We start from the raw sequence: 20,361 nt of genomic DNA, 5'->3' as shown, positions 1-20,361 counted from the left end.
GAACCGCCTGCAAGGTCTGAAGCGACGAGCAATCAATTCTGCTCGCTCGGAGGCCCCATGCGCCCGAAGAAATCTATGTCGCGCACACCGATGCCGCCCCAGATGATCACCGCACTAACTGCGAGCCAGATCGGAAGAGCGACCAGCGTGGTAATCCTGATCTTGCGCTTCATCGAGAAGGATGACGAAGGAGAGCCGGCATGCGTCCCTTCCACCCGTTCACCAATGTCCCCTTGTGTCTCAAGCCGGATAGGTATGACGATGAAGAGCGTCAGGAACCAAATGACGGCCAGCAAGACCAAGGCTGAAACGACATTCATACCTGCTCCAGTTCAATAAGCGTGCCGTTGAAATCCTTCGGATGCAGGAAAAGAACTGGTTTGCCATGCGCACCGATCTTTGGCTTTCCGTCACCGAGGACACGTGCGCCCTTATCCGTCAGCTTCCGGGCCGATGCATCGATATCGTCCACCTCGTAACAGATGTGGTGAATCCCTCCAGACGGGTTCTTCTCAAGAAATCCCTTGATCGGAGAGTTGTCACCCAGCGGATAGAGCAACTCGATCTTGGTATTTGGAAGTTCGATGAAAATAACGGTCACGCCGTGATCCGGCTCATCCTGCGGGGCGCCGACATTCGCTCCTAGCGTTTCGCGATATTGATCAGCTGCTGCCGCCAGATCAGGCACGGCAATAGCAACATGGTTAAGGCGTCCGATCATGGTTCTTCCCCTTCATTTCTTGAGAGAGGTTATGGGCTTGCGTTTCCGTCCCGACAAGAGACACGCCGCCGCAGCGCGGCGACACGCTTAACGGTCCATTAGCCATTGCTCTTCCAAACTGGCACGAATCTAGAATGGAGAGCCGGATGCCGGAGACACTTGAAGACCTGCTGATGCAGAGGCCCCCAACGGCTGATAGACCGCTGCTTGGCGTGATGATCCTGGTTGTCGAGGACAGCCGGTTTGCCTGCGACGCAGTTCGCTTGATTTGCCAAAGGTCAGGAGCACGCATTCGAAGAGCGGAGAGCCTGGCTTCGGCCACAAAGCATCTATGCGCATATCGACCACGCGTCGCGATTGTGGATCTTGGATTGCCGGATGGCTCTGGCCTTTCGCTGATATCGCAGTTGTCCCGCGCGGATCCACGGATCGAGGGCCTGATCGCGACTTCTGGGGACGAGACTCAGGCAGAGGCTGCGATGGATGCAGGAGCCCATATTTTCCTGCCGAAACCGCTGACATCGATATCTGCGTTTCAAACCACACTCCTGGGGCTCTTGCCCGCCGAAACACGACCGAAGCGCGTTGCAATTCCGGTCGAAGACCATGTTAAGCCGGACCCCATCGCAATGAAGGATGACCTCTCTCTGGCAGTCGATCTTCTGACAACGGATCCGGACGCCCGCACCTTGAACTATCTTGCGGCGTTCCTGAAAAGCCTTGCCTCGGCAGCGGGTGACAAAATGTTGGCCGAACTCGGAGATTCGGTGGCGTCATTGCGAAACGGACAGGCGGGCTTCACTACACCAAGACGGATCGCAACTGAAATACAGAACAGGATCGGTGCGCTCATGGAAGTATGACAGGCCGCTGAAACAAGGTTGTCGCGAACACCGCGTTCCTATATTGTTCCACTGGCCAAGGAGAGCCGGAAAGACCATCATGTTGGATATGGGGCAGGACGCATCGCAAGACCTTGAGAATTTTCTTGGCGCAGACCGGTTTGGCTGCGTTCTTGCCGACCCTCCTTGGAGATTCGTCAACCGGACCGGCAAGGTCGCGCCCGAGCACAAGCGGCTGGCACGTTATCCCACGATGGAACTGAAAGACATATGCGCGCTGCCCGTCGTCGACCACCTTGAAGAGCGCGCGCATTGTTACCTTTGGGTGCCGAATGCATTATTGCCCGAAGGCCTGCAGGTGCTCACTGCCTGGGGCTTTGAATACAAGTCGAACATCATCTGGCACAAGGTCCGGAAGGATGGTGGTTCGGATGGCCGCGGCGTCGGCTTTTACTTTCGGAACGTGACCGAAATTCTTTTGTTCGGCACACGCGGCAAGAACGCGAGAACCGAGGCGCCTGGTCGTCGCCAGGTCAACATGATCCAGTCCCGCAAGCGTGAACATTCCCGCAAACCGGACGAGCAGTACGGGCTCATCGAGGATTGTTCCTGGGGCCCCTACCTTGAATTGTTCGGTCGCGGCGTTAGAAAAGGCTGGACTGTTTGGGGCAATCAGGCAGATGCGGACTACAAGCCCGACTGGAAAACCTACAGCTATAATTCTGGGGTGGCGGCAGAATAATCTCGGGTGAAAAGTCTCCAATTGAAGAGGCAATCAAGCGACAGTCCCGAAAATTTCCCCGCAAATTCCACGCGAATGCCCTGACCCACGCACAACCTGATGGTAATTTGGCCTCTGGGGAAATTGTGTTGACGAGGTTTATACCAATGCTCAAACGCCGTGAACTTCTACTCGGCGGAGCGGCGGCTGCTACATTTGCTGCCAATCCAGGACTTGCTGCCCAAAGCAAGGACGATGAAATCGATCCATTCAAGGCCCGCGTTGTACGCGTCAAAAAAGGCACGCCAGCCAACCATATCTATGTCTATCCGGATCACTTCGCGCTCTACCTCACGCTCGAGGACGGCCGCGCAATCTACTATCCGGTTGGGGTCGCCCAGCGCCACCTTTGGGAACCGGGAACTTACGTGATCCGGGCAAAGAAGGAATGGCCGACCTGGAAACCCACGGCCGAGATGATCCAGCGCAATCCGCAGTATGCTCAATGGGAAGAGAAGGCGATGCCGGGCGGCCCGAACAATCCGCTGGGTGCCCGCGCGCTCTATCTGTTCCATCCGAATGGAGGCGATAGCATGTTGCGCATTCACGGGACTAACGCACCGAGAACGATCCGCACTCGGGTCTCGAATGGCTGTGCCCGGCTGATCAACGACTACGCGATTGACCTTTATAATCGCGTTCCCATGGGTACTGTGGTGCACTTGCACCCAATGCAGGCCTAGTCTGTCAGGATAGAAGCCGGAAGACCGATCAAAAGAAGTGGACAAGGATTACCTACGCCGCGCAAGACCCGGTCTTCCAGCTTTGCCCAATGCGTGGTGGCCTGACCGAATTTGTCGGCGACGAACTTGCGCGCAAACGCTTCGTCAAACGGTGTACCGCGAGCAACCTGGTCGGCGACGGCCTTTTGTTGCGCATGAGTGCGCGCACCTATACCCAGCCGGTCAAGGTCATCCTCGGAAGTCAATCCGTTGCTCTTCATCCAGTTCGTGATGTGCGTCAGGAAACTGTCCTGCATTGACGCGCCACGGGTCACGATGATCCCAAGGCTTATAGCAGAGAGAGCGTGCAGCCTCTGGAAGTTTTCGAGGTCGCGGTCAAAGAAGGGATCCTTGTTGTTCCACTCGATTTCCAGGGCCAAGGCCCCCTTCTCGGCGAACTTGACGTGATCAACCTCGTGGCTGACGCCCGCTCGCTCCCGCCCATCGACAATGGTCTGCACGGAAAACTTGTGTTTTCGCCAATTTAGGTCCGACAGTTCATGCCGCAAGCGTTGCGTTAACCCTGCTTCTCCCCCGCCCCCCATGACAACCTCAGTCAGTGGAATTCGAAATTCGGAAAGTACGCGAGTAAGCAGTTCGAGTTCACGCGGGAAATCATAGGCAAGAATTGCCGAAGCGTGATTCCGGGTGAGGATGTCGAATCCGGCTTCTTTCAGCGTATCAAGCATGATTGATGTGTTAGCCGCCGACTGTATTTTCAGCAAGCTTCAGACTTCTGCAGTTGCCGGCCTCCACCGATCGTTCCATTCCTGGGACTTCTCGACGATCAAGCCCGCGACAGTCTTGCTCTAGAGTCCCGGGTCCTTGGCGACCAGGATCGGTGCAGTCAGGTCGGATAACCGTTCAATCTGATTGCCATCAACATCGAAATTTGCCGGGTCCAGCCAACGCTCGAAGGCATCACGAAGCGCGGGCCATTCGCCGTCAATTGCCGCGAACCATGCCGTATCCCGGTTCCGTCCCTTTACAACGGCCGCCTGCCGAAAGATGCCTTCGTACGAAAGTCCGAAGCGCTGCGCAGCGCGGCGAGAGGCGGTGTTTGCGGCGTCGCATTTCCATTCGAAACGACGGTAGCCGGCCTGGAATGACCAGTGCATCAGAAGATAGACCGCTTCCGTCGCTTCGCGTGTCTTTTGCAGCCGAGGCGCAAATGTCAGCCAGCCCGTTTCGATCGTCCCGGCGGAAGGGTGAATGCGCATGAGAGACAATGTTCCGCCAAGGCGGCCATCTCCCATTCGGACGGCAAAATGTAGAGGATCGTGCAGGATGCGGTTTGACTCGACCCAGTTGGCATAGCCGGCATCTTCGAATGGCCCGACCGGAAGGTATGTCCACATTGCGTCAGCACCGGTCTCGCCATGCGCCGCGCGAAGCCCGCGCACATGGGCGCGCGCGAGCGGTTCAAGCGTCGCGTAGCGACCCCGGATCGGAGACCGGGACGGCAATGGCGGAGGAGACCAGTCGGTAAGGCTCATTGCGTCACAAGGCTGAAGCCCATGGCATTGTCCTGTCAATCAAGATGTTTCACACCGCCCGCGGCAAGCCTGCCGGCTGGTGCGGCGTCGACAAACCACGGGAAAAATCAACGCCTGACTGTAATTCAGGCCTCAGGTGGTAGAACACGCAGCCGCAATTCGCGAAGCTGCTCGTTGGTTGGCTCGGAGGGCGCGCCCATCATCAGATCCTCGGCCCGCTGGTTCATCGGGAACAGCATGACTTCACGAATGTTCGCCTCGTCAGCCAGCAGCATCACCACGCGATCGATTCCAAGCGCGCACCCCCCGTGTGGTGGAGCGCCGTATCTGAAAGCGTTGACCATTCCACCGAAGCGCTTCCGCACCTCATCCTCGCCGTAACCGGCAATCTCGAACGCCTTGAACATAATTTCAGGTTTGTGGTTCCGGATCGCGCCCGACACCAGTTCATAGCCGTTGCAGGCGAGGTCGTACTGATAACCGAGAACCTGAAGAGGATCGCCCTTAAGCGCGTCCATCCCACCCTGCGGCATCGAAAACGGGTTGTGGCTGAAATCAATTCCGCCTTCGTCGTCCTTCTCATACATCGGGAAATCGACGATCCAAGCGAAGGCGAAGCGGTTCTTTTCAGACAGGTTCAGTTCGTCACCGATCACGTTCCGGGCAAGGCCTGCCACGCGCTCGAAGCTTTCCGGCTTGCCCCCTAGGAAGAAAGCAGCGTCACCCTTGCCCAAACCTAGCTGCAAGCGGATGGCTTCCGTACGCTCGGGTCCGATGTTTTTTGCCAAGGGTCCGGCAGCTTCCATACCGTCTTCGCCTTCCCGCCAGAAGATATATCCCATGCCCGGAAGGCCTTCTTTCTGGGCGAATGCGTTCATCCGGTCGCAGAATTTCCGGCTGCCCCCGCTCTGAGCCGGAATCGCACGAATCTCTGTGCCTTCCTGCTCGAGCAACTTTGCGAAAATGGCGAAACCCGACCCCCGGAAATGGTCGGACACGTCTTGCATCTTGATCGGGTTGCGAAGATCCGGCTTGTCGGTCCCATACCACTTCATGGAATCAGCATATTTGATCTTCGGCCAGAGCTTGTCGACCTTATGGCCGCCCCCGAATTCCTCGAAGATCCCCTCGATCACGGGCTGGACGGTCTCGAAGACATCGTCCTGCGTGACGAAGCTCATCTCAAGGTCGAGCTGGTAGAAATCCGTCGGCGAACGGTCGGCACGAGGATCTTCGTCGCGGAAGCAGGGCGCAATCTGAAAATACTTGTCAAAGCCCGACACCATCAGAAGCTGTTTGAATTGCTGCGGAGCTTGCGGCAGCGCATAGAACTTGCCCGGGTGGAGCCGCGAAGGCACTAGGAAGTCGCGGGCGCCTTCGGGCGACGACGCTGTGATGATCGGCGTTTGGTATTCCCGGAATTTCTGGTCCCACATCCGACGCCGGATCGAAGCCACCACATCAGAGCGCAACTTCATGTTCGACTGCATGGCTTCACGCCTAAGGTCAAGAAAGCGGTAACGAAGGCGGGTTTCCTCGGGATACTCCTGGTCGCCGAAAACCATGAGCGGCAACTCTTCTGACGCCCCAAGTACCTCCATGTCGCGAATGAAAACCTCAACTTCGCCTGTCGGGATTTTGGGGTTTACCAGCTCGGGATCTCGCGCCTTAACATTACCATCGATCCTGATGCACCACTCGCTGCGCACCTTCTCGACATCGTTGAACACCGGACTATCGGGGTCGCACAGCACTTGCGTGATGCCATAGTGATCGCGAAGATCAATGAACAGCACACCTCCGTGGTCGCGGATACGGTGGACCCAACCCGAGAGGCGGACGGTTTCTCCCACATGAGAGGCATTGAGTGCGGCGCAGGTATGGCTGCGAAAAGCGTGCATGGTTTTCCCCTTGGGGCATCATATCTGAGGTTCGGGCCGATACACCTTTTCGAAGCAAGGAAGTCAAGCGGCGGTCAGAATGGACCAGCACATTTCCATAATAAAATAAAAGAACCAGAGACCAATGATGCAACTCGCGAGTCCCGCGAGTGAATGGAATTCGGACGCCTCGGGAAAGTCGCAGGGCGTAAATGGTCGGTGCGCTTACGAGACCACCTACAAATGTAAGAATTATAGGCGCAATAACTCCCCTAGGTGCGATGGGAGAGCATACAGACCGAGGAAGTCAAAATGTGAGCACCTGTAAGACTGTTTCGAAAGCGCGCCCAATCCCTGTCCAACAAATGTCTCCTTTGCCCTGTAGAACGGCGCTTGCGCAAGCAAGGAAAACGATGACGGGCAAGAACCAATCAAGAGATATGGCAGGGGCCATCCTGCTGTTGGTCGCCTGGGCATCTTGGACCGTCTGGCGCTATTGGGACAGTTATGCCATCGACATGGCCGCGATCTATATCGCCGGGCATTTTGCCTGGATCGGCGACACGCCCATGCTGTACGGCGGCAACGCCAAGAGCTTTGCCATAGCCAATGATCCCGCATGGCGGGGTGTTCTCGAAAGCCACGGAATAACCGGACATAGCGGGTCGCATTACGTCTATCCACCGCTTTGGGCCTTCGCCGTAGCCCCGTTTACAGGCACCTTCGACCCCATCAGTTTTTTCAATGGGGCACGCGTATTGCTTGTGGCCAGCCTGGCAGCTTCGATCTTAATCGCATGGCGGCTCATGCGGACACCGGTTTCACCGGTTCTGTTCGCTGGCTTTGCCGTTCTATTTGTAGAAACCACAATTCCAGCTGCTGCCGCGCTTTCTCTAGGGCAACCGCAACTGCTCGTAATCTTCCTGATCCTGCTCGGATTTGAAAGGTATATCGCCGGTCGGGATACGACGGCAGGTGTCCTTTTGGGGCTGGCCGCCGCCATCAAGGTGACTCCAATTATTCTCGCGGTGATTTTTTTGGCTGACCGCCGCTGGCGAGCCGCGGGAGCAACTGCGCTCACGGCGGCGAGTGCTGCTGCGATAAGTCTGGCTGTTGCAGGCGTCGAACCACACGCGGCTTTCCTTCGGGGGGTGTCGTGGATGGAATCACTGATGCCCATCGTGGGGCTGAATCTGACATTTGAAACTGCGGCACACGACTTTTTCGTGCCTTTTCTTCCCTGCGACCCCTGCTCGGACCCAAGGATGGGATTGGATACCGCATGGGTTTCACAATTCAGCCGCGCAATACTTGTGGTCTCCGTCGGATTCAGCATCTGGATCACGGCTTCCATGCCCTTCGATGATCGCGCAAGGGTGAGGCTGCTCCTCATATCCGTTGCGTCTTTGTTTTTCGGGCCCTTGGCGTGGATGCACTATTACACCCTGCCACTTCTGATATTTTTGGCTCTTTCCCCCAATTTTGGTTGGCGTTGGGCCACACTGGCCTCGATCCCGGTCTGGTTGGGCTTCAGCCACCTCTGGATGGGAAAGCTCTTGACGGAGGCCAAGGCCTTCCCGTTCGAGACTTTCTATCCCCAACACACCGCTCTATTATCGCTCGCCGCAATCGTCGCAACAGGTATGATCTTTATCCGTGCTTCCTCTGGCACTGCGAACAGAGCACCCGACACATTGAACCAGCCAGGTTGAGCATCAATCTGAACGCCCCCCTTGCACCCGGTTCGCTTATCCCTATAACGCACGACAATTTGCGGTCAGTGAGGGGAAGAGCGGATGCCGAAGAGAACCGACATCAAGTCGATCATGATCATCGGCGCTGGTCCCATCGTGATAGGACAGGCCTGCGAATTTGACTATTCTGGAGCCCAGGCTTGCAAGGCGCTCCGAGAGGAAGGTTACCGCGTCATCCTCGTCAACTCGAACCCGGCCACGATCATGACCGACCCGGGTTTGGCGGATGCCACGTATATCGAACCGATAACCCCCGAAGTCGTGGCCAAGATCATCGAGAAAGAGCGTCCTGACGCTCTGCTGCCGACGATGGGTGGACAGACTGGACTCAACACCTCTCTTGCGCTGGAGGAAATGGGCGTCCTGGAAAAGTTCGGCGTCGAGATGATCGGTGCAAAGCGCGAGGCCATCGAGATGGCCGAAGACCGCAAGCTGTTCCGCGAGGCCATGGATCGAATCGGCCTGGAAAACCCTCGCGCCACGATCGTGGCTGCGCCAAAGACCGCCTCGGGGCGTTATGATGTTCCGAAAGGTCTCGAATCCGCTATGGCCGCCTTGGACGAAGTCGGCCTTCCAGCCATAATCCGGCCTGCGTTTACGCTCGGAGGTACCGGTGGAGGTGTAGCATACAATCGGGACGAATATTTCGAGATGTGCCGACGGGGACTGGAGGCCAGTCCGGTCGCGCAAATCCTGATCGACGAAAGTCTTCTGGGCTGGAAAGAATACGAGATGGAGGTCGTTCGCGACCGCGCCGACAACGCCATTATCGTCTGCTCGATCGAAAATGTTGACCCGATGGGCGTTCATACAGGGGACTCGATCACCGTAGCCCCGGCTCTTACGTTGACCGACAAGGAATATCAGATCATGCGATCGGCCTCGATCGCGGTCTTGAGGGAAATAGGCGTCGAGACCGGCGGGTCGAACGTTCAATGGGCCGTGAACCCTGAAGATGGACGAATGGTCGTCATCGAGATGAACCCGCGGGTATCTCGCTCGTCCGCTCTGGCATCCAAAGCCACCGGCTTCCCGATCGCCAAGATCGCCGCGAAACTCGCCGTGGGCTATACCCTCGACGAACTCGACAACGACATTACCAAGGTCACGCCTGCCTCCTTCGAGCCGACGATCGACTATGTCGTCACCAAGATCCCACGCTTCGCTTTCGAGAAATTTCCCGGATCGGAGCCCCACCTGACCACCGCGATGAAATCGGTAGGCGAGGCAATGGCCATCGGTCGGACATTTCACGAATCCGTGCAGAAGGCATTGGCCTCGATGGAAACAGGCCTGACCGGATTCGACGAGGTTGAAATCCCAGGTGCCCCTGATAAGGCCGCCATCATCGCCGCTATATCCAAGCAGACTCCCGACCGCTTGAGAACGATTGCTCAGGCGATGCGTCATGGTTTGACAGACGACGAAATCCAGGCCGTGACCAGTTTTGACCCCTGGTTTCTCGCCAGAGTCCGCGAAATCATCGAGGCCGAAGACGTGGTCCGCAGGGATGGTCTTCCCGTTACCGAAAACGGTCTCCGCCAGCTGAAAATGCTGGGCTTCACGGATGCGCGTCTTGCCAAGCTGACAGGCCGCACTGAAGACAACGTGCGCCGCGCACGTCAGAACCTTGGCGTTACCGCTGTCTTCAAGCGCATCGATACCTGCGCCGCGGAATTTGAGGCGCAAACACCTTATATGTACTCGACATACGAAGAACCCGTCATGGGCGATGTTGAATGCGAAGCGAGACCTTCGGATCGTAAAAAGGTGGTCATCCTTGGCGGTGGTCCCAACAGGATCGGCCAGGGCATCGAATTCGACTATTGCTGCTGTCATGCCTGCTTCGCGCTGTCGGATGTCGGCTATGAGACGATCATGGTCAACTGCAACCCCGAGACCGTGTCGACCGATTATGACACTTCGGACCGTCTCTATTTCGAACCACTGACGTTCGAACACGTCATGGAAATCCTACGGGTTGAACAAGACAACGGCACACTGCATGGCGTCATCGTTCAGTTTGGCGGCCAGACGCCTTTGAAACTGGCAAATGCCCTGCATGATGCCGGCATACCGATCCTCGGCACAACGCCCGACGCCATCGACCTCGCCGAAGACCGCGAGCGTTTCCAGGATCTGGTAAACCGACTCGGTTTGAAGCAACCGAAGAACGGCATTGCCCACTCTGATGAAGAAGCCCTTGAAATTGCAAAAGACATCGGCTTTCCGCTCGTAATTCGACCATCCTATGTCCTGGGTGGCAGGGCAATGGAAATCGTCCGCGACATGGACAACCTGAGACGATACATCCGCGACGCCGTGGTGGTGTCGGGTGACAGCCCTGTTCTTCTCGATTCCTATCTTTCCGGCGCAACCGAGGTCGATGTCGACGCTCTCTGTGACGGCGAAACCGTTCACGTGGCCGGGATCATGGAACATATCGAAGAGGCAGGCGTGCACTCGGGTGACAGCGCCTGTTCGCTGCCTCCCCATACGCTCTCCGCCGAGATCGTTGATGAGTTGACCCACCAGTCCGAAGCATTGGCCCGTGAACTGGGCGTCGTTGGCCTGATGAACGTACAGTTCGCGATCAAAGCGAACGAAAAGGGTGAGTACGAAGTCTACCTGATCGAAGTGAATCCGCGCGCGTCCCGTACTGTTCCGTTCGTGGCGAAGGCGACCGACTCAGCCATAGCATCGATCGCAGCGCGTCTGATGGCAGGCGAGAAACTCTCGGCCTTCCCGAAAGCTGCACCGCACCAGCCTGTCAGTGACGACGTCACGATCCCGATGGGCGACCCGATGGCGCTGGCCGATTTCCGCACGCCCTGGTTCAGCGTCAAGGAAGCGGTACTTCCCTTTGCCCGCTTCCCGGGCGTCGATACGCTGCTTGGGCCCGAGATGCGCTCGACCGGTGAGGTGATGGGCTGGGACAGATCGTTCCCGCGGGCATTCCTGAAGGCACAGCTTGGCGCAGGTACGCATCTGCCGGAGACAGGAACCGTATTCCTCTCGATCAAGGACGAGGACAAGACTCCCCAGTTGATCGAGACGGCTCGGATTTTGCACGATCTTGGCCTGGAAATACTCGCGACGCGTGGCACCGCTGCATTCCTGACTGAAAACGGCATATCTTCGAAGGTCGTGAACAAGGCCTATGAAGGAGGCCGCACCATCGTTGACGTGATGAAGGACGGTTTGGTCCACCTCGTGATGAACACCACGGAAGGCGCGCAGGCTATCGAGGACTCTCGGTCAATGCGGAACGTGACCTTGATGGACAAGATCCCCTACTTCACCACTGCGGCAGCAGCTCATGCAGCGGCACTTGCGATGGCATCGCGAGCGGAAGGGGAACTGGGGGTCAGGTCGCTGCAAGGGGCCTGAGGCATCTGCCCCATCGAGGTGGACGTTTTTCGAGGGCAAAACTTGGCCTGCCGGCAGACCTTCTGATCTGCAGTTACCTACCCAGCATCCATTCTCCGTCCGGATAGAAGGCGTGGAAGGCAAAAGCGAACATGACATCATGCGGGACATCTTTTCCCCAAGCATCGCGAACGCGTACTGTTCCCACATCCCTGCCCTCGCCTATGCCATAGTGATCAAGCGCCGAGGCCTGACCTGAGGCCCAGTTGATTGTCACTCCGGCTTCAACGATCTGGCCCTCGTCCATGAGGCGCTGGAGCGTCCACGCGCGATCACCCACCCGGACGACTCTCATTAACGCTGGGATATCGTGGGGCGGCAATTCACCATTATAGAGAAACGGACGGCGGGAACTGTCGTAACCGACGTAAGGGTTTCTTCCGTATTGTCTTGGCCAGGCCGGTTGAGCCATCACGAGGCCATCGGGATTGCGTTCCCGATATTCACCCCAGCTTTCCATCCAAGTCGGAAGCGCAGTCAGTTGCACACCGGTCATTTCTCCGACGATCCCCTCGCCAATAGCCTGCTGCCACCAGCTTTGAGTTTCACGATCATACATAACCATATCCGAGAAACGGAGTTTGCCCGAAACGCCGAAGCTAAGGACGCGCCCTTTCACACGCCGATCAAACGTGATTCCCGAATTGCAGAGGGGACAGAACGTGACAGCCACGGGCACGCCACCGATTTCGTCGTTCACGATTTCATGCCACGTCAGGTAACGGATCGGATAGGCGCGAGGGCGCTCGCCCTGGATCTCCACCGTAATCACCGCCTCCCGGTCTCCGATCCGTTTTTCATCAGCGACTAAAATTAACTGAGGATCGTCCAGCGCCGGAATACCGTCCTTCGGTGGCCCACCCGACATGATCTCGACCCAGTTGTCGATGGACGTCACAGAGAAATCGGTCTCCGGCCATTCGTGCCTCCAGAAGTTGGGGTCGGCGGAGGCTGAATTGAACACAAGGAAAAATGCGGCGGCGAATGCCAATCGGAAAGTGTGCATGGCAGTTCCTCCGAAATCTCATTCCGAAGGTGACATAGAAAATCAGCTCGGCACAGCCTACCTCACGCGAGCTTGATCAAACGTCAGGCTCAAATGATAAGACCGGCCGCACGTGCCTGACGCACTCCCGAAGTAGCCTCCATCGCCTCGATGAATGCGGACAGCTTGGGAAATTGAGACACATTCACCCCATCGCCCTCAAGCCAGGTGCAAATGGCGTAAAGGTAAAAATCAGCGAGAGTAGGATCGGCACCGAATAGATAGCGACCAACGATCAGACTTTCGATGTAAGCGCAGGAGGCCGTCATCGTTTGGGGCACCTTCGCCGTCATGTCGGCAAGCGAAGCCTCCTCGTTTGCCCAGCGACGGCCGCGCATTTTGTGGGCGTGATTAACGTGCATGGTCGAAGCGAGATAGAACATGACCTCGCGCATCCGTGCCCGAGCCAATGGATCGGCAGGCACGTAACCGGGCGCAGCAGTCTCGGCCAAGTATTCGAGGATTGCGCCGGTCTCGGTCAGTGCCCCTTCTGGGGTCATGAGTACAGGAACCCGACCCTTTGGATTGATCGCGTGATAGTCAGGGCGGGTCTGCTCACCCCCGGCGATATCGACCCTGATCGGTTCCCAATGAATTCCGCTCTCGTATAGTAACGTCGTCACCGCGATCGAGATCGTTCTCGGAGCACAATAGAGTTTCAGCATGTATGGGCCTCAATAGTAGGTTCGGGCATGGGCGCGGCCTGGCTCTTCCAGATGGGGAATCGCGTTAAAGCCCGCGAGAATGGTCTCGGTCTGACGGACGTGAAGTCGGTGGATCGAAGTATTCCAGATAGGCAGCATGACCCGGCTCATCTTCAGGATGTCGAGATCAAGAAGGTGCCGCAGCACCATGCCGATAACGCCGCCCGACGTCACACAGAGGACGCGACGTCCCGGCTGCGCGGCATCTGCCAACAACGCGGCCACTCGATCCTCGAATGCATGGTAAGGTTCTGCACCTTCGATCTCGGCCTCGCGCCAGGCGGCGAAGACCTTGGGCATGTGGTCCGCGAAAGTGTCGCCCGTCGGCAGTGGTTCTCCCTTGATCCGGTGCAGCGCGTCAGTGAGCGTATAATAGTCGATCTCGTTCAGTCGGGGATCCTCGTCGGCGTCATAGCCCATGCCAGCCACCGTCTGGCGGTGTCGATACAGCGTGCCGGAGACGACATGATCGAAGATGTAGTCATGCCCGCGAAGCCAGTCGCCCAGCCAATTCGATTGGGTTTTGCCGAGATCGCTCAGCCGGTCATAGTCTTCTTCGGTGGTGGCTTGGCTATTGGCCTGCCCGTGGCGGACCATGATGATTTCGCCCATGCGCATCTCCTTCCCGAAGGACGTACCCGACACGCGGCGAAATGCCAATCCGCGCCTTTCCACTTGACCCTTCCTTTAGCTTGACGGAAACGAGAGACCATGGGCTCCGCACACTTGACCATCGACCTTGACGCCATCGCCGCCAACTGGACGGCGCTGAACGCCAAGACATCTGATCACGTCGAGACAGCCGCAGTTGTGAAGGCCAACGGTTACGGTCTGAGCGCCAGTCGCGTCGCCCGCCGTCTTTGGAAGTCTGGCGTCAAAAGCTTTTTCGTGGCAGTCGCCAGCGAAGGGAAAACCGTTCGGGAAGCGGTGGGAAAGGATGCCGATATCTATGTCTTCTCGGGGCACATGGCCCACGATACGGACGTACTGAACTCGGCCAACCTGATACCGCTCCTGAACTCCCCCGAACAAGTAACCCGGCATTTCAACGAGGCGCCCGGCAAACCTTTTGGGGTCCAACTGGACACCGGAATGAATCGCCTAGGAATGGAGCCGGACGACTGGACTGATCTGCGCAGCGATTTGATGAGCGCAGGACCACGGCTGGTCATGAGCCATCTCGCCTGTGCGGACGAGCCGGACCACACGATGAACCATCACCAGCTAAGGACTTTTCACGAGCTGACTGACGGAATCGCTCATCGACGCTCGCTCGCAGCAACCGGCGGGATCCTTCTGGGCCCAGATTATCATTTCGACCTCGTCAGACCGGGCGTGGGATTGTACGGAGGTCTCCCTTTCTCCGAGGCGACCCCCGTGGTCAGGCTGACGGCTCCGGTCATACAGGTGCGCACCGTGCGTCCATTCGAGACAGTCGGATATGCCAACAGTTGGACCGCCAACATCGAAAGCCAGGTTGCAACCATTGCCGCCGGCTATGCCGATGGCCTGATCCGCGCCATGGGACCAAGGGCGAAGGTTTTTGCCGGCGACGTTCCATGTCCTGTGGTCGGTCGGGTATCCATGGACCTGATCACCATCGACGTAAGTCATCTTGATGAGGTTCCGGAACACCTCGAGATTTTGGGAACGCACCAGGGGGTCGACGACCTTGCGGAAGCCGCTGGCACTATTGGCTACGAAATCCTGACGTCGCTAGGCTCCCGCTATGTTCGCACCTACGAGGGCATCGCGTGATTTGGCTGGCCACTATCGGACGTACTTTTCTGGGCCTGCTGTCAGCCATCGGGCGCATAGCCCTGTTTGCGGCTGAAACAGTCAGCCACCTTGCACGCCCTCCCTGGTACCCGCGCGAGTTCTTGATTCAAATCATGCAGATAGGGTACTTCTCACTTCCTGTAGTCGGGTTGACGACCATCTTTACCGGCGGCGCATTGGCCCTGCAGATCTATGCCGGCGGCGCACGTTTTTCGGCAGAGGCCGTCGTCCCGCAGATCGTGGCCATCGGCATGGTGCGCGAGCTTGGACCAGTACTTGTCGGACTGATGATAGCGGCCCGCGTCACCTCGTCCATCGCCGCGGAAATCGCAACCATGAAGGTGACCGAGCAGATCGATGCGCTGGTAACGCTATCCACCAATCCGATGAAGTATCTCACCCTGCCCCGCGTACTGGCCGCCACGCTGGTGATGCCCGTACTGGTCGCTGTTGGTGACGTAATCGGGATCATGGGCGGATATCTGGTTGGCACGGAGCGGCTTGGTTTCAACGCGGCGACCTACCTGCGCAACACCGTTGATTTCCTTGAGACGCTCGACATCGTATCATCGCTCACGAAGGGTGCGGTTTTCGGTTTTCTCGCCGCATTGATGGGCTGTTTCTTCGGAATGCAGAGCGCCCGCGGCGCGGCTGGCGTTGGTGCGGCCACAAAGGGTGCCGTCGTCGCCGCAAGCGTCCTAATACTGGCGGCGAACTTCATCCTTACCGAACTGTTTTTCTCCGCATGATCGAACTCAAGGGCGTCCATAAGGCTTTCGGACTGAAACAGGTTCTTCGCGGGGTCGATCTGTCGATTCCCAAGGGCGAAAGCATGGTCATCATTGGCGGTTCCGGCACAGGAAAATCCGTCCTTCTAAAATGTGTGCTCGGCCTGATCGAACCCGACAGTGGCGAAATTCTTGTCGACGGCCAGGACGTAACGCTGTTGAAGCAAGGCAGCGCCGACCGCGATGCCTTCCTAGCTCGGTTCGGCATGCTGTTTCAGGGAGGCGCGCTCTTCGACTCTCTGCCGGTCTGGCAAAACGTGGCTTTCCGGCTTCTGAGGGGCTCACTGAAGAAACCGAAAGCCGAAGCGCGGGAGATCGCTCTCGACAAATTGCGCCGCGTCGGTCTGACGCCCGATGTGGCTGACCTGTTTCCGGCTGAATTGTCGGGCGGGATGCAAAAGCGCGTCGGCCTTGCGCGCGCTATTGCTGCAGAGCCGGAGATCATCTTCTTCGACGAACCGACGACCGGCCTCGATCCGATCATGTCCGGAGTCATAAATGACCTGATCCGGGAGATCGTGGTCGAAATGGGCGCAACTGCCATGACCATCACGCATGACATGACATCTGTACGCGCCATTGCCGATAATGTGGCAATGCTGCACGGTGGAAAGATCCGATGGACCGGACCAGTAGGCCAGATGGACAACAGCGGCGACCCCTACCTGACGCAGTTCATCACCGGGAGCGCCGAAGGACCAATCGAAACCGTGAGGTGACCGCATGTACGAAACGCCGCCGCTTCTGACCATCAAACGGACATTGCGACGTCCGACCGAAGCTCAGATTCAATCGCTGAAAGGCATTCCGTCGGCCGTTGCGACCGACGCTATGGATGGCCGAGGTGCACTGCATGGTTCGATCCGGCATCTCGATAGCGGTCAACGTTTGCCGAAATCGGTTGTCGGGCCCGCGCTTACCGCGTGGTCGGGTGCCGCCGATCTTCTCGCGCTGCATGCGTGCAAGAAGTTCGCAAAACCGGGCGATATCGTGGTCGCAGGTGTCGACGGGCACCAGGGCTGTGCGGTCTTTGGTGACAGCCTCGCGGGCATGATGCGCAATGCCGGCATCTCAGGTGTCGTTACCGATGGACCGGTTCGCGACGTTGAAGGTGTCATTGGAATCGGTCTACCGGTCTGGTGCACGGGAACCATTTCTTCAACACCTTATGAGAACGGGCCGGGCAGAATTGGTCTGCCTTTGCAGATCGGAGGCCAGCAGGTCGATACCGGAGACATGATTGTGGCCGACCTCGATGGCGTTGTAGTGATCCCATTCGATGAGATCGACGCAGTCGCCGAGCGCTCAGCACACATTCTTGAACTTGAGAAGGCGGGAGAATCTGCCGTGGCGAGTGGTCTGGTCACCCCGAGCGCCGTAGAAACCATTCTCAGCGGCGATCGCATACGTTGGGTTGATTGAGATAAACCCGCTTGAAGTTTTGCAACTTGGCAACACATCGGTTCCAAAATGGAAACAGTTTGAGACTCGCAAGCATTTTTTAACCAGAATTGCTCCTTATGGTCCGGAGGGGTCCGGGACATCCGACTGTGGAGCCACAGAAGACAATGCTTGGACTGATTTTTTCATTTGTTTTCAAAACGGCGTTTCTGGTCGTTTGCCTGAGTGTCACGTATCTCGCTCTACGCCGTTTCCTACTTTCAAAAAGTTCAAATGCATGGCTGTACGCCGCAATGTTCATGCTCGCTTTCCTTACGACGCTTGGATTGTCTCCTTGGCTCACAGGTTTTGGACGCACGCATCCGATCTTCCTGCTCTTCGCCACCATGCTGCCGGCCATCTGGTTCGGAGTTGTAATGCTCTGCAATTCCACTCGCTACGTCAGCTACGACAGCGAACTCGAAAATGTCGTCCGCCGAATCGCTACATTGGCCAATGCCAAACGCTCCGATGGCATTCCTCTGCTACTTGAAGAGCCTCAGTGGCCAGAAGCTCCGATGGCGGTTTTCCAGCATACCCCGGTAGAGCCCCCAAGGATTTCGGAGATTTTCGCAAACAACCCCAATCCGCCAAGCTCCCGGATATCCGAGACAACGCAATCTCTGTTGGGAATTGCACGCTCCATGCGCGGCAATCCCTCTTCTGACCGCCGACGCATGAAATTGTTGCCTCCACCAGAACGAACGACCGCCGAAAGTATGCCCTTCCTGAAAGCAGGCAAATCCGCCTGACCTGCTTGCAGCCCGAAGCTGCGCAGGTCAAGAAAGCGGTATGGCAAAGACAGCATCATTTTCATGTTCGAATTGCGGGGCGATCCACTCGAAGTGGAGCGGGCGATGCGACGATTGCGGAGCTTGGAATACAATTGCCGAGGATGCGCCTCTTTCAGCTGGCCCGTCGGCAAAAGGTCTGGGGGCAGCGCGCGGCACGACTATCCCTCTCTCGGACCTGGCCAGTACCGAAAAGCCACCTGAGCGCACGAAATCAGGTATTGCAGAGTTAGACCGGGTTCTCGGTGGCGGCATAGTGCCGGCCTCTGCAATTTTGGTCGGGGGTGATCCAGGAATAGGAAAGTCCACGCTTTTGCTTCAAGGCGCTGCAGCTTTCGCCCGAAGAGGCATACATTCGGTCTATATCTCCGGCGAGGAAGCTTCGGCCCAAATAAGAATGCGAGCGAAAAGGCTCGGTCTTGCCGACGCCCCCGTTAAACTCGCGACTGAGACAGACCTGCGCAACATATTGACCACAATAGAAAAAGAGGCGCCGGACCTCGTCATAATCGATTCCATACAAACAATGTGGCTCGATACTGTAGACAGCGCACCGGGATCAGTAAGCCAGGTCCGTGCAACTGCTCATGAACTGACGACATTCGCAAAAAAGCGTGGGGTTAGCGTCATTCTTGTCGGACATGTCACTAAGGAAGGCCAGATCGCAGGTCCACGGGTCGTGGAACACATGGTCGACACTGTTCTGTACTTCGAAGGCGAGCGCGGACATCAATTTCGAATCCTGCGCGCGGTCAAAAACAGATTTGGGCCGGCCGACGAAATCGGGGTCTTCGAAATGACCGGAGAAGGACTCAGCGAAGTCCCCAACCCCTCGGTTCTGTTCCTCTCGGAGAATGACACCCCCGCTTCGGGCTCGGCAGTCTTTGCGGGAATCGAGGGCACGCGGCCGGTGCTTTGTGAGTTCCAGGCGCTTGTATCTCCTGCCCCTGCCGGGCAGGCGCGCAGGTCCGTCGTAGGATGGGATGGCGGGCGGCTTTCAATGATACTTGCAGTCCTTGAGGCACGATGCGGCATACCCTTTGCCGGACTGGACGTTTATCTCAATGTGGCGGGCGGCCTGCGCGTCAGTGAACCGGCAGCGGATCTTGCTGTGGCCGCCGCGCTACTTTCGGCCCGCGAAGATATCGCCCTTCCCAAGGGTACTGTCGTTTTCGGCGAAATCAGCCTATCAGGGCATGTGCGTCCGGTAGGTCAGACCGAAACGCGTCTGAAAGAGGCGAAAAAGCTCGGGTTCACCCAAGCGCTTTTGCCGGATCGCAGCAAGATCGGGACTGTCGCGGGTCTCAAGGTACAGAAATTGCCGGACCTCGCGACGATGGTGGGTGACATCTTCGGAGCGGGCTAGACCCGCCAAGGGCGAAAGACGACGAGGCAGCAATATGGACGGCTTCACAATCATCGACGGCATCGTTGCCGTGATCATAATCCTCTCGGCGGTTCTCGCCTATTCGCGCGGTTTTGTCCGCGAGGCACTGTCAATCGGTGGATGGATTCTTGCCGCCATAGCGGCCTATGTCTTTGCTCCAACCGTCGAGCCCTTGATGAAAGAGGTACCTGTCCTCAAGGATTTCCTGGGAAACTCCTGTGAGTTGTCGATGATCGCGGCGTTTGCAGCTGTGTTTGCGCTGGCATTGATCCTCGTGTCGGTTTTCACGCCCCTGTTCGCCGGAGCGGTCCAGCGTTCCGCCCTTGGCGGCATCGATCAAGGGTTCGGGTTCCTGTTCGGCGCGCTCCGCGGCGTTATCCTCGTTGTGATCGCCTTCATCGTCTACGAACGTGTCATTGTCTCGGATCCAATTCCCATGGTGGATGACAGCCGGTCTGCGGTAGTCTTCGCGCAAGTATCCGAGGCCATCGACAAACAGATCCCCGAGGATGCTCCTGGATGGATCGCTGCCCGCTATGAAGAACTGATCGGGAAGTGCTCCGCAGCTTCAGACACATAAAATCGGAAACCGTCTTTTCTATCTGATGTCTGTGAACGGTGTCGGCGCGATTCGCTCGTTGCCGGCGCCTACGGCTGCAACGAAACAGCAAAATCTCAAAGAATTTAGTGAAAGACATACCGTTTCCTATTGGGAAACCTTCAGAATTAGGCAGGCCCCGTCCTTCAACCCGCCACATTCGATCCCTTGATTGTCGCTGGTCTGCCGACAATGAACGCGGAA

Annotated in this window: 20 protein-coding genes; 12 read left to right on the top strand and 8 right to left on the bottom strand. The window is 57.3% G+C overall.

The window, feature by feature from the left end; translation table 11 throughout:
- Positions 1 to 32 precede the first annotated feature (32 nt).
- Together ACKLNI_RS20730 and mce are read right to left on the bottom strand one after the other, a co-directional pair.
- Positions 33 to 320: a DUF1467 family protein gene (locus tag ACKLNI_RS20730; protein ID WP_413721012.1), complete on the bottom strand. Its 288-nt coding sequence runs from the start codon at positions 318 to 320 to the stop codon at positions 33 to 35.
- Positions 317 to 721, bottom strand: a complete 405-nt coding sequence (mce, locus tag ACKLNI_RS20725) for a methylmalonyl-CoA epimerase (RefSeq protein ID WP_413721011.1) — start codon at positions 719 to 721, stop codon at positions 317 to 319. The genes ACKLNI_RS20730 and mce overlap by 4 nt, the downstream gene beginning before the upstream one ends.
- 146 nt (positions 722 to 867) lie before the next feature.
- Between mce and ACKLNI_RS20720 the strand changes: the two genes are divergently transcribed.
- From ACKLNI_RS20720 to ACKLNI_RS20710, 3 genes are all read left to right on the top strand, one after another.
- Positions 868 to 1,584, top strand: coding sequence for a response regulator (locus ACKLNI_RS20720; protein ID WP_413721010.1), 717 nt, complete (start codon positions 868 to 870; stop codon positions 1,582 to 1,584).
- A gap of 88 nt (positions 1,585 to 1,672) precedes the next feature.
- Entirely contained in the window at positions 1,673 to 2,305 is a 633-nt protein-coding gene (locus ACKLNI_RS20715; protein ID WP_413721139.1) for an MT-A70 family methyltransferase, read from the top strand.
- Between the two features lie 146 nt (positions 2,306 to 2,451).
- Positions 2,452 to 3,027 carry a L,D-transpeptidase gene (locus ACKLNI_RS20710; RefSeq protein WP_413721009.1) on the top strand — a complete coding sequence of 192 codons (576 nt, stop codon included), beginning with the start codon at positions 2,452 to 2,454 and terminating at the stop codon, positions 3,025 to 3,027.
- Here ACKLNI_RS20710 and ACKLNI_RS20705 read toward each other — a convergent pair.
- The 3 genes from ACKLNI_RS20705 to aspS form a co-directional block, all read right to left on the bottom strand.
- Positions 3,024 to 3,755, bottom strand: coding sequence for a BglII/BstYI family type II restriction endonuclease (locus ACKLNI_RS20705; RefSeq protein ID WP_413721008.1), 732 nt, complete (start codon positions 3,753 to 3,755; stop codon positions 3,024 to 3,026). The genes ACKLNI_RS20710 and ACKLNI_RS20705 overlap by 4 nt on opposite strands.
- 120 nt (positions 3,756 to 3,875) lie before the next feature.
- Entirely contained in the window at positions 3,876 to 4,562 is a 687-nt protein-coding gene (locus tag ACKLNI_RS20700; RefSeq protein ID WP_413721007.1) for a GNAT family N-acetyltransferase, read from the bottom strand.
- 125 nt (positions 4,563 to 4,687) lie between these two features.
- Entirely contained in the window at positions 4,688 to 6,463 is a 1,776-nt protein-coding gene (aspS, locus tag ACKLNI_RS20695; protein ID WP_413721006.1) for an aspartate--tRNA ligase, read from the bottom strand.
- Between the two features lie 392 nt (positions 6,464 to 6,855).
- On the opposite strand from aspS, the gene ACKLNI_RS20690 reads away from it, so the two are divergent.
- The gene (locus ACKLNI_RS20690; RefSeq protein ID WP_413721005.1) at positions 6,856 to 8,154 is read left to right on the top strand and encodes a glycosyltransferase family 87 protein; all 1,299 of its coding nucleotides are present in this window, start codon (positions 6,856 to 6,858) and stop codon (positions 8,152 to 8,154) included.
- 84 nt (positions 8,155 to 8,238) lie between these two features.
- The gene (gene carB / locus ACKLNI_RS20685) at positions 8,239 to 11,586 is read left to right on the top strand and encodes a carbamoyl-phosphate synthase large subunit (protein WP_413721004.1); all 3,348 of its coding nucleotides are present in this window, start codon (positions 8,239 to 8,241) and stop codon (positions 11,584 to 11,586) included.
- Between the two features lie 73 nt (positions 11,587 to 11,659).
- Here the strand turns inward: carB and ACKLNI_RS20680 are convergent, their stop codons facing one another.
- The 3 genes from ACKLNI_RS20680 to ACKLNI_RS20670 form a co-directional block, all read right to left on the bottom strand.
- The gene (locus ACKLNI_RS20680; RefSeq protein WP_413721003.1) at positions 11,660 to 12,631 is read right to left on the bottom strand and encodes a DUF3179 domain-containing protein; all 972 of its coding nucleotides are present in this window, start codon (positions 12,629 to 12,631) and stop codon (positions 11,660 to 11,662) included.
- 89 nt (positions 12,632 to 12,720) lie between these two features.
- Positions 12,721 to 13,332, bottom strand: a complete 612-nt coding sequence (locus ACKLNI_RS20675) for a glutathione S-transferase family protein (RefSeq protein ID WP_413721138.1) — start codon at positions 13,330 to 13,332, stop codon at positions 12,721 to 12,723.
- Between the two features lie 12 nt (positions 13,333 to 13,344).
- Positions 13,345 to 13,986: a histidine phosphatase family protein gene (locus ACKLNI_RS20670; protein ID WP_413721002.1), complete on the bottom strand. Its 642-nt coding sequence runs from the start codon at positions 13,984 to 13,986 to the stop codon at positions 13,345 to 13,347.
- Between the two features lie 99 nt (positions 13,987 to 14,085).
- On the opposite strand from ACKLNI_RS20670, the gene alr reads away from it, so the two are divergent.
- The 7 genes from alr (at position 14,086) to ACKLNI_RS20635 (ending at position 20,139) form a co-directional block, all read left to right on the top strand.
- Entirely contained in the window at positions 14,086 to 15,132 is a 1,047-nt protein-coding gene (gene alr / locus ACKLNI_RS20665; protein WP_413721001.1) for an alanine racemase, read from the top strand.
- On the top strand, positions 15,132 to 15,902 hold the full coding sequence (locus tag ACKLNI_RS20660; RefSeq protein ID WP_413721137.1) for an MlaE family ABC transporter permease: 771 nt from the start codon (positions 15,132 to 15,134) through the stop codon (positions 15,900 to 15,902). Before alr ends, ACKLNI_RS20660 begins: the two co-directional genes overlap by 1 nt.
- On the top strand, positions 15,899 to 16,660 hold the full coding sequence (locus tag ACKLNI_RS20655; protein ID WP_413721000.1) for an ABC transporter ATP-binding protein: 762 nt from the start codon (positions 15,899 to 15,901) through the stop codon (positions 16,658 to 16,660). Before ACKLNI_RS20660 ends, ACKLNI_RS20655 begins: the two co-directional genes overlap by 4 nt.
- Before the next feature lie 4 nt (positions 16,661 to 16,664).
- The gene (locus tag ACKLNI_RS20650; protein WP_413720999.1) at positions 16,665 to 17,363 is read left to right on the top strand and encodes an RraA family protein; all 699 of its coding nucleotides are present in this window, start codon (positions 16,665 to 16,667) and stop codon (positions 17,361 to 17,363) included.
- Between the two features lie 146 nt (positions 17,364 to 17,509).
- Positions 17,510 to 18,133 carry a hypothetical protein gene (locus ACKLNI_RS20645; protein ID WP_413720998.1) on the top strand — a complete coding sequence of 208 codons (624 nt, stop codon included), beginning with the start codon at positions 17,510 to 17,512 and terminating at the stop codon, positions 18,131 to 18,133.
- A gap of 40 nt (positions 18,134 to 18,173) precedes the next feature.
- Positions 18,174 to 19,538, top strand: a complete 1,365-nt coding sequence (radA, locus tag ACKLNI_RS20640) for a DNA repair protein RadA (RefSeq protein WP_413720997.1) — start codon at positions 18,174 to 18,176, stop codon at positions 19,536 to 19,538.
- 34 nt (positions 19,539 to 19,572) lie between these two features.
- Positions 19,573 to 20,139, top strand: a complete 567-nt coding sequence (locus ACKLNI_RS20635) for a CvpA family protein (protein WP_413720996.1) — start codon at positions 19,573 to 19,575, stop codon at positions 20,137 to 20,139.
- Positions 20,140 to 20,361 lie beyond the last annotated feature (222 nt).

Origin of the sequence: Silicimonas lutimaris (assembly GCF_047314965.1) — a bacterium.
Taxonomy (GTDB): Bacteria; Pseudomonadota; Alphaproteobacteria; order Rhodobacterales; family Rhodobacteraceae; genus JAVJUV01.
The sequence above is the reverse complement of the archived record's forward strand: the minus strand, read 5'-3'. Positions and strand labels throughout refer to the sequence as shown.